7 protein-coding genes, 1 tRNA gene and 1 pseudogene are annotated in these 13,872 nt (G+C 37.9%); 3 read left to right on the forward strand and 6 right to left on the reverse strand.

All coding sequences use genetic code 11. The features are described 5' to 3' along the window. Nucleotides 1–1,725: 1,725 nt before the first annotated feature. The 3 genes from ABD915_RS02390 to ABD915_RS02400 all read left to right on the forward strand — a co-directional run bounded on the left by ABD915_RS02390 (nucleotide 1,726) and on the right by ABD915_RS02400 (nucleotide 5,067). Nucleotides 1,726–1,800, forward strand: a tRNA-Glu gene (locus ABD915_RS02390). A gap of 502 nt (nucleotides 1,801–2,302) precedes the next feature. Continuing rightward, a complete protein-coding gene (locus ABD915_RS02395; RefSeq protein WP_345114652.1) occupies nucleotides 2,303–3,517 on the forward strand; it encodes an NADP-dependent isocitrate dehydrogenase in 1,215 nt (404 codons plus the stop codon). A gap of 119 nt (nucleotides 3,518–3,636) precedes the next feature. Beyond that, the gene (locus ABD915_RS02400) at nucleotides 3,637–5,067 is read left to right on the forward strand and encodes an MFS transporter (RefSeq protein WP_345114654.1); all 1,431 of its coding nucleotides are present in this window, start codon (nucleotides 3,637–3,639) and stop codon (nucleotides 5,065–5,067) included. 32 nt (nucleotides 5,068–5,099) lie between these two features. Here the strand turns inward: ABD915_RS02400 and ABD915_RS02405 are convergent, their stop codons facing one another. From ABD915_RS02405 to gyrA, 6 genes and pseudogenes are all read right to left on the reverse strand, one after another. Further along, entirely contained in the window at nucleotides 5,100–6,326 is a 1,227-nt protein-coding gene (locus ABD915_RS02405; RefSeq protein ID WP_345114657.1) for an MFS transporter, read from the reverse strand. 707 nt (nucleotides 6,327–7,033) lie between these two features. Continuing rightward, a complete protein-coding gene (gene tgt, locus ABD915_RS02410) occupies nucleotides 7,034–8,152 on the reverse strand; it encodes a tRNA guanosine(34) transglycosylase Tgt (RefSeq protein ID WP_345114660.1) in 1,119 nt (372 codons plus the stop codon). Between the two features lie 1,192 nt (nucleotides 8,153–9,344). Next, nucleotides 9,345–9,857, reverse strand: a complete 513-nt coding sequence (locus ABD915_RS02415; RefSeq protein ID WP_345114662.1) for a peptidylprolyl isomerase — start codon at nucleotides 9,855–9,857, stop codon at nucleotides 9,345–9,347. 19 nt (nucleotides 9,858–9,876) lie between these two features. Further along, a complete protein-coding gene (locus ABD915_RS02420) occupies nucleotides 9,877–10,470 on the reverse strand; it encodes a peptidylprolyl isomerase (protein WP_345114665.1) in 594 nt (197 codons plus the stop codon). Then, a pseudogene (gene coaD / locus ABD915_RS02425) lies at nucleotides 10,460–10,979 on the reverse strand (pantetheine-phosphate adenylyltransferase). The gene ABD915_RS02420 and the pseudogene coaD overlap by 11 nt, the downstream one beginning before the upstream one ends. 24 nt (nucleotides 10,980–11,003) lie before the next feature. Further along, nucleotides 11,004–13,781: a DNA gyrase subunit A gene (gyrA, locus tag ABD915_RS02430; RefSeq protein WP_345114667.1), complete on the reverse strand. Its 2,778-nt coding sequence runs from the start codon at nucleotides 13,779–13,781 to the stop codon at nucleotides 11,004–11,006. Nucleotides 13,782–13,872 lie beyond the last annotated feature (91 nt).

Raw genomic sequence — 13,872 nt, forward strand, 5'->3', positions numbered from 1 at the left:
CTTTACTGAAAAACCTTTACATGACGTGTAAAACAACACAAATAATGTTTACAACCAATAATAATCTAAAGAAGTCCCCCTCTCTATTCAACCCAATTTTTCCCTAATATCCCCCAACTTATCTAGTCAAAATTCCGAAAGAACGCAAATATTCATATTTTTAAAGATTAAAAGCCTCTACAAAAAGTTGATTTAGATGCTGAAAATTGCCAATCATTAACGGTGCATCTCTTTTATACCTCTTCCAAACGGGAGAAATATTAAAGAAACACTATTAAAAAGTATTAGTAACGATAATTTATATGAAAATATAAAAGCCCTATAATCTTCACAGGATTTTATACGCATAAAAAATATAAACCATCCGTCTCCAATAGAAAAATCTCTCTGTTATTGTAACATTGAAAAATTTTTACATATAGACTTAACTCTCAATAGGAACTTTCAAAATCTACAGATACAGATTATCATTAAAAAATTATATAAAAAGATAACTTTATTTTTTTAACAAAAATAAAAATACTTTTTATAAAGACTAAGCTCAATAAATCGAAATATAGAAGTAAAAAATTACAAAAAAACAAAACAGGATAAAGTATATTAAATACTTAGTGAAGAACATATAAAAATACCTTATCCAATTTAACAAGTGTTGAATAAACAACATTCTCTCATATGATAAATTAAAAGGCAGAATAAAACAACCTGAATAATAAGATAAGTCCACATCTCTCTCTACCGTTATACAACTTAAACTATATTATAAACATATTTTATTTAATATAAAAACTGAATTTTATATTACATCTAAATGGAACTTTACATCAAGTCAGAAATCACAAGACTTGTATACAACACAATCCTGAAGTATTCTGCAATATAGGATAATGCTAACATTTTCTGCCCAAAATATTTCATATAAACTTATCGGTAGCACCTAGAAATATTGATGAAATGCAATCACGCATACCTAAGTCAACTTTCCACATGCATAACAACTTTCAAACAAGATTGTTTTAGATATACAGAAGAATACGCAGTGAACTTTATTTTTCCAAAGTTCTCTTATTCAGCCACATAGAAATGAACATGAAGAAAAATGATTGTTAAGTTCCATCTCTGCTGCTTTGGATCTAGTTCAATTTTTTTGATTTTTACAACACGCATTCTCTTCCATTTTATTAAATGAAATGAAGCTACAACTCATGTTACACATGAAAAGAAGAGGCTCTGGTTTCTACTGTAGAGGCTTTTTTCATATAGTTAGCATCATTTTTTAGCTTATCAATGCGTATTTGTCTTTCTATTCCAATAAACTGCTCTGTAACAGCTTATGATTTCATCAAAATCCTAGATAATTATTCTCTTTCATAGAAGGTCTTTAAGAGAGTAAAGCACCGAGCATAGATCCTACAAAAACAAATAAAATAACACAAAAACACCCAACACCTTAAAATGCTGATTTTATCATTTTAGCTCTTCCTAAAAACAGTAGGTACAGAAAATATCATTCGATTATATGGTGCTAACATCAAAACTTTCTATCAACCATTATAATTATTCCCCATATTTTTTCACGCACAACTCTAGAAAATGAAATAATCCGGATAGAAGTGGCATAAACATACTCAAAAAATAATTCAATAAAACACGTTTTTTTCAAAAAAATTACGCAGAGGGCTTGCGAAGTAAAAAGATCCTCTCTATAAGCCTCATCATTGGTTTGCGCCCATCGTCTAGCGGTTAGGACGCCGCCCTTTCACGGCGGAAACAGGGGTTCGATTCCCCTTGGGCGTACCATGTTACTTTTTATCTTGCGTAAGTTATTGATTTTATATATCTTTTTTACGGTTCGGGATACCAAAATAAAAGTTTAGGAATAGAATTTTCCAACATGCCTTTACAAAACGCATGCTTTTTTGCCAATTTTCTCTATTGATTCTTTGAATTCTGCTAAATCCTATTATGAAATAACTCTGCAAGCTTCTCACAAACATACCATTGATTGTACGACTCAACGGATCAGAAAGCTTTATAGTGGAACTTTTGCGAGAAGATCCGCTTCTTGTCTTAAAAGAGAAGCATCCTCTTTATCTATAGCCTGTTATTCAATGATTATTGCGCTAACAAGCATATTTTGTCTTTTCAGAAATGAAATTCCTCAATAAAATTTTATAGCTTATTTATTATATATTCTAACAATAGTATATTTAACTGCCCTCTCTATCACCCCTGTTTTTAATTTTCATTATAGTCCGAAAGTGCTATAAAAAAGTATCAATTAAACGAAAAAGGACTTCTAATGATAAAGATAAAAGTGGAAAATCCCGTTGTTGAAATCGATGGGGACGAAATGACTCGTATCATTTGGAAATATATCAAAGACAAACTGATCCACCCCTATCTCGACATTGATCTCAAATATTATGATCTTTCCGTCGAAAATAGAGATGCAACTGATGATCAAGTAACTATCGATTCTGCCAATGCTATCAGAAAATATGGGGTTGGCATAAAATGTGCGACCATCACGCCTGACGAAGCACGTGTTAAAGAATTTAACCTAAAAGAAATGTGGAAATCACCCAATGGCACGATCCGCAATATTTTAGGGGGTGTCATTTTTCGCGAACCTATTATCTGCAAAAACGTCCCCCGCCTCGTTCCTAACTGGACAAAACCAATTATTATCGGACGCCATGCTTTTGGCGATCAATATAAGGCAACTGATTTCAAATTTCCCGGCAAAGGAAAGTTAACTATTAAATTTGTTGGCGATAACAATCAAATTATCGAACATGATGTTTTTGATGCCCCAAGTGCAGGGGTCGCTATGGCTATGTATAACCTTGATGAATCAATTCGTGACTTTGCACGAGCATCTTTTAATTATGGACTACAGCGGAATGTTCCAGTCTATCTTTCAACGAAAAACACCATACTGAAAACTTATGATGGTCGTTTTAAAGACATCTTCCAAGAAATATTTGATGCAGAATTTAAAGCTGAATTTGAAAATCGTAAATTATATTATGAACATCGCCTCATTGATGATATGGTCGCTTCTGCACTTAAATGGTCAGGTGGCTACGTATGGGCCTGTAAAAACTATGATGGTGATGTTCAATCAGATATCGTTGCGCAAGGTTTTGGTTCACTTGGTCTCATGACTTCTGTTCTTATGACTCCCGATGGTAAAATTGTTGAAGCAGAAGCTGCACATGGTACAGTAACACGCCATTATCGTCAGCATCAAAAAGGTGAAGAAACATCAACAAATTCCATTGCCTCTATTTTTGCATGGACACGTGGATTAGCGCATCGTGCCAAACTGGATAACAATGAAAAATTAAAAAACTTTGCCACAACATTGGAAGAAGTTTGTATTAAAACTGTTGAAGAAGGTTTTATGACCAAGGATCTTGCACTCCTGATTGGTCCTAAACAAAAATGGCTTTCTACAACAGGATTTCTTGATAAAATTGATGAAAACCTTAAAAAAGCAATGCTTAATTGAATCATAATTTATTTTAACTTCAAAGCTCTACGAAAGGAGAGCTTTGAATCTTTTCTTGGCAAATTCAAGCAACTGCTTTATAAATAAAAAAGGTCATTTTTTACTAAATAGCAAAAACAGTGAAAAAACAAAGCTGGTCTACACTTTTATTGGGTGGAAATGGTGTTCGCTTTTTAACGTTTACAGGCGGTGTTATGTTACACGCTACCAACGTTTACATTGTTGTTACTATTTTGCCCTCTCTGATGAACGATATTGGCAGTGAGTTGTATTATTCTTGGGTGGCTACTGTTTTTATTACAGCATCACTCCTAGGCACTTCACTTGCAACAAAAATATTAGGCAAAATAGGTCCTCGCAAAGCTTATGTTATCTCTGGGCTCATCTTTACCATTGGCACTTTCATATGCAGCATTGCATCTACTATGCCACTATTTTTAATAGGACGCTTTGTTCAAGGATTCGGAAGCGGTTCTTTGCTATCCCTATCTTACTCTATGGTACGTATTGTTTTTAGTCCGCCTTTATGGTCACATGCATTAAGTGTTATTTCTCTAATGTGGGGAGTATCGACCTTTTTAGGACCCGCTATTGGCGGTATCTCTATACATTATGGTATATGGAGAGCATCTTTTTGGCTCATCGGCTTATTAGCAATAATTTTCTCACTCATAGCCCTTAAAGTTTTACCAAAAGAAAATGAAAATTATATCCCTAAATCCCATCTACCCTTCCCTCAACTTCTCATACTTATCTTATTGATTATCATCATTTCTGCGGGAGGGACTATGAATACTGCAATTGCGCAAATCAGCGGACTAGTTATCGGATTTAGTCTTCTCTTTGTTCTAGCGAAGATTGAATCATATACGCGTCATCCTATGTTGCCCTGTAAAACCTTTTCGCTCTCTTCTGAATTTTTTTCTCTTTATTCACTGATACTCATCATAACGACAGTAGTGTATGGCACAGAACTTTATTTTCCGCTATTTCTTCAAAAGCTTCATGGACACGATCCACTTATTGCTGGCTATATGGCAGCATTAATGAGTATTGGTTGGACATGTGGCTCTGTATCAAGTGCCGGTGCATCTGCAAAAAAAATTCCTAGTCTTATTTTATATTCCCCCATATTCAGCCTTATAGGCATGAGCATCCTTTTATGGTTTATTCCAACAGAAACTCCTAAACTAGAATATACTTTTATCATTTGCTTAGCATTGTTTGCTATCGGGCTTAGTTCTGGCATAGCGTGGCCGCACCTGCTAACAAGAATACTACAATGCGCTAGCGATAGAGATGCTCTGCGTGCCGGTGAATCCCTCACCTCCGTACAGTTATTCTCAATAGCTCTTAGTGCAACATTAGCAGGAACAATTACTAATATCGCTGGACTTTCTAATCCTGGAGGAATAGCAGGAATGATTTTCGCAGCAAAAGCTCTTCTTGCAACATTTATCAGTCTTTTATTCTGTCTTGGTATTCCATTTGCTTTGCGCGTTTCCTACAGCATACAAAAAAATCAACCGACCAATCAAATAATGAGATAAATGAAAAAATACCCCTTCTTTTCAAGAAACCTTCATAACGAAGAGAGATGTTGATCACGTTTTTCCATGTACCATGAAAAACAAAAAATCAATAATCCCAACAGAGTTAAAATACCACCCAAAATAGCAGTATATTCATAACTATATCCCAGTTTTAAAACCCATGCTCCTGCTTCTGCTCCAAGGGCATTAGCAATATTAAAAGCAGATTGCATTAACGCTCCCGCCAAAATCTGTCCATGAAGAGAAACATCCATAATTTTTGTTTGTATAGAAGGCATAGCAGCAAAAGAAGTACCAACAAGAAAACATCCTAATGCTGCCATAAACGGAGCAGTGGATAAGAAGAAAAAAAGAAAAAAGACAAATGTACTCCAAAGCATAGCAAAAAATATCATTGGCGAAGTACCAATTTTAGCCGCCAATTTAGGCCCCAAAAGATTGCCTACAACCATTCCTAATCCAACTAACGGCATAATAAAGGGTACCCAATCAAGCGAAACACCAGAAATATGCATTAATGTTGACTTAATATAAGTGAAAACAGAAAATAATCCTGAAGAACCAACCGAAACCATGGCCAAAAGAAACCACACCTGTTTTTGCTTTAGTGCCCCCAGTTCACGCAGAGGGCTTGTTTTTGAAACATTTAAAACAGAAGGTAAAAACTCCCAAATAAGCAAACAACACAATAAAGCAACAGCTCCTACAAGGATAAAAGCAATCTGCCAACCAACAAGCTGCCCAATCCAAGTGGCAGCCGGTGCTCCAAAAACCGTCGCAATTGTTAAACCAAGCATAACACAACCAACAGCTTTAGAACGTTCATTCGTTTCCACCATTGAAGCCGCAACCATAGTCGCAAGACCGAAATAGATTCCATGTGGAAGTCCACTGATAAACCGTAATGCTACTAATATGCTAAAATCAGCAAAAAAGGCACTCGCAATATTTGCCAGTGCATAAAAACACATCAACCCTATCAAAACAGTCTTGCGTGGTAACTTAGCTGTTGCAATAGCTAAAAGAGGTGCTCCAATTACAACCCCCAGCGCATAAGCAGAAATGTATTGACCAGCTGTAGGAATATCAACAGATGAACTCCGTGCCATCTCCGGCTGTAATCCCATTGCAACAAATTCAGCGGTGCCAATAGCAAAACTTCCAACCGCAAGAGCTAAAATTGCCAAACGCCGTGTTCTAGAATCAATCCCTGATGCAAAAATATTTTTTTTATGAGAATTTCTCATTGTCATCATTTCTGTATAGTGACACTTTAATTGTAAATATCTGTAATATGCACAAATGAACTCAAATTCTTCTTATACTGATGGCTAAAACTTTCCAACGAAGCATTCAAATCATCTCCACAACAAAAGAACAACAGCTTTAATTCTCCTTCGTAATGGCACATTATAAGGTGCATATATAAACAGAATTTGTTTTTAACGACATGGTCGCTGCAATATTCCGTAACTTAAATAGAACTTCGTTACGAGAATATTGTTACCCAAAAAAATAAGCCCAGAACTTTAAAATATTAACCGTTTACATTTTTTAGCTTTCAATTTAAACTAAATCATCTCTCCTCCTAAAGAAAATACCTTTTATAAAACTTTAGTTTTTAATGAAAAAAAAACACAAAGAATCCTATAAAAACGCAATTTTTATACTTCTTTAAGGGTTCGCTAACTCCTCATTAACATTGTTGATCTAAACAGTCAGCAGAAACAGAAACAAACTGTTTTTCTCCGGATCAGGTAACGCGTACCGGAGTAACAGTTTCTGTTTAGTATTACAGTTGTAAAGAAAATATGGCCCCGATAAAACTGCGCATTCATCTTTTAGGGAAGCGTAATTTTATGCTTTTAAAAAGCATGTCTAACTTCATTTTTAGCAACAACACTTAACACAAATAAACTGAGCAACATGAAAAGGGTAGATGCCATACATTATGGTCATTGCTTTAGCGTCCTTGCATCCATAAAGCGCGTGTTTCAGCACAAAAATCAGCATAACATCCTGCATCAATCGCATCACGAATTCCTTGCATAAGCTGTTGATAATAAAAGAGATTATTCCATGTCAACAACATACCACCAAGAGATTCACCAGATTTAATCAAATGATGTAAATAAGCACAACTATAATCAGAAGCAGCAGGACAAAGCGACTCAGCATCAAGAGGGAGTCGATCCTCTGCATAACGTGCATTACGCAAATTAATTCTTCCAAAGCGTGTAAAAGCTAAACCATGACGTCCTGCACGCGTCGGCATAACACAGTCAAACATATCAATACCACGAGCAACACTTTGCAAAATGTCATCAGGTGTTCCCACTCCCATGAGATAGCGCGGCTTATCCTCTGGCAAAATCGGGCAAGTAGCATCCAATACAGCAGTCATAACACTCTGTGGTTCACCAACAGCAAGCCCTCCAATAGCATAGCCTTTTAAATCCATCTCTTTTAATGCTTGGGCAGAGCGTTCACGCAATTTCATATTATCACCGCCTTGAACAATACCAAACAGTGCTTTGCTCGGTTGATCACCAAAAGCTGTTTTACAACGCTGCGCCCACCGCAATGAAAGTTCCATAGCAGCTTCTATTTCTTTTTCACTTGCAGGTAATGCAATACATTGATCCAACTGCATCTGGATATCCGCATTAAGAAGCCATTGAATTTCGATAGAACGCTCTGGACTCATTTCATAGTACGCTCCATTAATGTAAGAGCGGAAAATCACGCCTTGTTCGGTAATTTTACGGATTCCCGCCAGTGACATAACCTGAAATCCACCAGAGTCCGTCAAAATAGGTCCAGACCAGCGTGAAAATTCATGGAGCCCTCCTAAGCGTGCAACACGCTCAGCTCCTGGACGCAACATTAAATGATAAGTATTGCCCAAAATGATATCTGCCCCAAGAGCACGTATCTGATCCATATACATAGCTTTGACGGTTCCTGCCGTCCCAACTGGCATAAATGCCGGTGTGCGAATACACCCACGTCCTGTTATAATTTCGCCACGACGCGCACATCCATCTTGAGCAATTTTTTTATAGTGAAATGTCTTTATCATCACTTTCGTCTTTTTGCTTTCATAAATCCATATTGCTATAGAAAGAAAAGGGATATCTTTCTCTTGATAGCATCGTCGTAAGCTTTACGGATTGATTTTTGATTCGCTAAATACTTGTAGTCAGCATAAAAATTAAATAGGGTAAATGCAATTATGCCACCAAGAAATCACAATAACGAAAGTAATAATTTCGTTTTATCAAAATACCGAAAACACCTGACAACATAACACCACAAAATACCTGCATCCATCCATCACAATTTAAAATAATCGTAGGACTTTTATTTCAAAACCAATGATCTTATTTCCATACATTCTGGCTCAATAATGCCTAGAAGGCTTAACCATGGAAAAAGAAACTCCCGAATACATTTGTATCACCTCAAGTACCTTTTACTTTCACAAACAAAAAATTTTCGTGTTTATATAAAATGTAAACAATTTCTGAATCTGTCTAGCAATTTCTTGGTAAAATGCAAAGCATTAGCTCTCGTAGCTTTGCTGTTTTTTTACAAGTACAAAGAGCTTTATATTTTTTATATTCAATATCTTATCCGCAGTTTGACCAATATAGCAGTAAAAATATATGTGCTAAAATTCTCAGTAACAGTTAACATCAATAAAACACTTATGACTCTAATCATATAATTTTCATAGTGTTTAAATACCGCCTCCATGCATTGAGAATTTTCAGAAAAAATCGACATAAAAAAACTCTTCATATCTGCTTTTGAAAAAAGCAAAATTATTCTCTCATCTAAGCAAGCAAACTTCAGTACAAGCTGTTATACTCAATAATTCGGACCTTAAAAATTCTGTTTACATAAAAATAGTGAATGCAGACAAACTTTCATCAAGTACAAAACAACTGTAAGAAGCAATTAACCCTCGAATAGTTAGCACTATCGAACTGTCTAGCCGTACTCAGTACAAACAAGCCGCACAGTCATGTAAGCTTCCAAGCTCCAGAATAAGCTCCTATTGGAAAGCAACATTGGTAAGAATAGCAAACAGCGCCCCCCACCATTCCACTGAACCTAAAAGCGAAAAAACTTGATATGAAGAGCAAGCATATAGAAGCCAGAACCTCTCATAGAGACCAAAATCACAACAACTGATCTCCACCGCACCCAAACACAGACGGAAATACCTTTATTTAGTGATCTCACGGTTGAAATCGATACAGCTTATACTATTTCACATCCGCAGCGATTGTGGCTTTAAGAATTGCATCGGGTTCCACAACAGGTTCACCACGCTTAATTTGATCGATATTTTCCATACCTTCAACAACCTGCCCCCATATGGAATATTGACGATCAAGCCAAGGAGCATCCGCAAAGCAGATAAAAAACTGAGAATTAGCGGAATTGGGGCTCTGACTACGTGCCATAGAAACCGTACCACGCTTATGAGCAAGATTCGAAAACTCTGCTGTTAAATCGGGTTTCTCTGAACCACCCGTCCCCACACGTGATAAATTGAATTTTTTACTGTCTTTTTTCCCAAATTGCACATCACCAGTTTGAGCCATAAAACCATCAATAACACGATGAAAAACAACATTATCATAAGCACCTTCACGCACGAGTTCTTTAACACGTGCAACATGACTAGGAGCTAAATCAGCAAAGAGCGCAATAACAACCCTACCTTTCGTCGTTTCAAGAATTAAGGTATTTTCTAAATCTTTGACCTCAGTCATATGGCTAAACTCCTTTGCTTCACTTATCAGTTTGTAAAGTGGCAGCATAAATAACATCAGGATCTTTTACAGATCCATTATTACTTGTGGCCCCTTTTTTAATTTGATCAACAACCTCCATTCCCTTTATGACTTCTCCGACAACAGTATACTGACCATTTAAAAAAGTAGCGTCATCAAAACAAATGAAGAATTGAGAATTAGCGGAATTTGGATCTTGTGCACGTGCCATCCCAACAGTGCCACGTTTAAAGGGCTGTTTTGAAAATTCCGCTGGTATATTAGGATAATCGGAACCACCCATACCAACGCGTTTAGGGTCAAAATCTGCACTGCCCTTTTTCCCAAACTTTACATCACCAGTCTGTGCCATAAAACCTGGAATAACACGGTGAAATACAACATTGTTGTAAGCACCTTCTTTTGTTAACTTCTTGATTTGTGCAACATGCTTTGGTGCGAGATCAGGACGAAGACGAACAACCACATCTCCATTCTTAAGAGATAAAACAAGAAGGTTAGAATCACCAACTATGTTAGAATCATCAGCCACAGCACTCAATGAAAAAAAACAAAAAAGACATGCTAAAACAGCAAGAATTTTAAGATACACAATCATTCTCCCTTGAAAGATTAAAATTTTAAGCGCAAAGCTCTGACAACATTTGGAGGCACAAAAGGTGTCACATCACCTCCCATAGAGGCAATCTGACGCACCAATGTAGAAGTTATTGCACGTCCTGAAACACTCGCTGGTAAAAAAATAGTCTGCAATTCAGGAGCCATGACGCCATTCATTCCCGCCATTTGCATTTCATAATCGAGATCAGTACCATCACGCAATCCACGAATAAGAAATGAAGCACCAATTTCACGAGCCTTATCAATTAAAAGAGTATTAAACGAAATAATCTGCAACCGATCAGGGCCTATATTTAACAAATCTTTCCCGACCTGCGTAATTAAATCAACACGTTCTTCAAAACTAAAAAGTGGTTTTTTTTTAGCCTGTATACCTATAGCCATAACCACCTTGTCGGCCACAAAGAGACTGCCACGCAAAACATCAAGATGACCATTTGTAAGAGGATCGAAGGAACCTGCATAAAGAGCAATTTTCATCATTTTACTCGATACCCTTCAAAATTATGTCTCTTCACTTATATCAACTGTATCAGAATGCTTTTCAGCTTCATCATCTAATTGGTTATCATCATCTTCAGCTTCAGAAATACGCTCAACCGATACAACTTTTTCACCCTCAGCTGTATTAAAAATTGTCACCCCTTTAGTTGAACGACCAGCTATACGAATACCCTCAACAGGGACGCGAATAAGCTGCCCTCCATCTGATACCAACATAATTTGATCTTGCGCCTTCACTGGAAAAGCTGCCACTAATTGACCAATTTCAGCCGTCTTAGAGGGATCTGTCGCACGAATTCCTTTTCCACCACGTCCCGAAATCCGGAATTCATATGATGAAGAACGTTTTCCATAACCAAATTCACTCACCGTCAAAAGCATTTGCTCACGAGCATTAAGTTCTGCATAGCGTTCATCTGTTAACTCTGTCTCAGTTCCTTCATCCTCTTCATCAAGAGCTAAGATATCTTCAGCATCTGCACCCGCTGCACGTCGTTCATTAATCGCACGCTTGATATAAGCAGCACGCTCAACCGACGTTGCCTCGACATGCTCTAAAATTGTCATTGAAATAACTTTATCACCGTTCGCCAAATTGATACCACGCACTCCTACCGAATTACGCCCAGCAAAAACACGAACCTCAAGAACTGGAAAACGAATACATTGTCCATTAGCCGTTGTTAGAACAACATCATCGTGTTCTGTGCAAGTTTCTACAGAAAGAATTTCATCTTCTTCATCAAGTTTCATTGCAATTTTGCCATTGCGATTAACCTGAACAAAATCTGATAATTTATTACGGCGCACAGTTCCACGCGTCGTTGCAAACATCACATCCAGTGCACTCCAATTCGCTTCGTCTTCTGGTAGGGGCATAATCGTTGTTATTCGCTCACCTTGCTGTAAAGGAAGCATGTTGATCAGCGCTCGCCCGCGCGATTGCGGTGTACCAAGTGGCAAACGCCAAACTTTTTCCTTATAAACAATCCCACGTGAAGAAAAGAAAAGAACCGGTGTATGTGTATTAACGACAAACAAACGCGTTACAAAATCCGCATCCTTCGTGGACATACCAGAACGCCCTTTACCACCGCGCCGCTGCGCACGGTATGTATTGAGAGGCACACGCTTAATATAACCACTATGACTAACCGTTACCACCATATCTTCAGGCGCAATCAGATCTTCACTATCCATCTCAGCGCTACCAAAACCAAATACGGTGCGTCGAGGCGTTGCGAAGGACTCACGAAGAGCACTGAGCTCATCTTTAACAATACCCATGATGCGTGAACGCGATGCCAAGATATGAAGATAATCGGTAATATCTACGCCAATTTTATTCAATTCATCAGCAATTTCATCACGCCCAAGAGCTGTCAATCTTTGCAAGCGCAATTCCAAAATAGCACGCGCCTGTTCTTCGGATAAATTATAAGTATGATCCTCATGAATAATATGACGGGGATCATCAATAAGTTTAATCAAAGACGCCACATCAGCAGCCGGCCAGCGCCGTTCCATTAATTGTGCACGCGCTGTCTGTGGATCTGGTGCTTTGCGAATGAGCGCTATAATTTCATCAATATTAGCAACAGCAAGTGCAAGGCCAACCAAAACATGCGCACGCTCACGTGCTTTACGCAAAAGATATTTTGTGCGCCGACTTACCACCTCTTCTCGAAAAGAAACAAATGCACGAAGCATATCAAGCAACGTCATCTGTTCAGGTTTTCCGCCGTTCAACGCAACCATATTACAACCAAAAGAAGTTTGCAGCGGTGTATAACGATACAATTGGTTCAAAACAACTTCCGCAACAACATCTTTCTTCAGCTCAATAACAACGCGATATCCATCACGGTCAGATTCGTCACGCAAGTCAGAGATTCCTTCGATGCGTTTATCACGCACCAATTCGGCCATTTTCTCAATCATCGTTGCTTTATTAACTTGATAAGGTATCTCGCTCACAATGATTGCCTGTCGACCATTGCGAATTTCTTCAATATCAACCTTACCACGCATAATAATTGAACCGCGCCCTGTTTCATAAGCCAAACGGACACCAGAATGTCCAAGGATAATGCCACCGGTAGGAAAATCAGGACCAGGAATAATTTTAATGATCTCATCAAGCGTTATATCGGGATTATCAATCAAGGCAATACAACCATCAACGATTTCACCAAGGTTATGGGGAGGAATATTGGTTGCCATTCCCACGGCAATCCCCCCTGACCCATTAACCAAAAGATTAGGAAAACGCGCCGGTAAAACTATAGGCTCACGTTCACGCCCATCATAATTATCCTGAAAATCAACTGTATCTTTATCAATATCAGCTAAAAGCTCTTCCGAAACTTTTTCTAAACGACACTCTGTATAGCGCATCGCGGCAGGCGGATCCCCATCAACAGAACCAAAATTTCCTTGACCATCAATTAATGGATTTCGCAAAGAGAAATCCTGCGCCATACGGACCAACGCATCATAAATTGAAGCATCACCATGAGGATGGAATTTCCCCATAACCTCACCGACAACACCCGCAGACTTACGATAAGATTTATTAAAAGCAAGCCCCATCTCATTCATAGCGTGAAGAATACGCCTATGAACAGGTTTAAGACCATCACGCACATCAGGAAGTGCACGCGAAACAATCACACTCATCGCATAATCGAGATAGGAGCGTTGCATTTCATCAATAATACTGACTGGTTCAATACCGGTCAGCACATCACGTTCTGGGTGTGGAGTAAGATCGGTCACAGCTTCAAGACTTTCAAAAAAGAATCATTTGACTCTTTATATACCGAAAAACATGCGAAAACACCACTTTCTCCCCTGAAACAGAGAAGAA

Origin of the sequence: Bartonella jaculi (assembly GCF_039543045.1) — a bacterium.
Classification (GTDB): domain Bacteria; phylum Pseudomonadota; class Alphaproteobacteria; order Rhizobiales; family Rhizobiaceae; genus Bartonella; species Bartonella jaculi.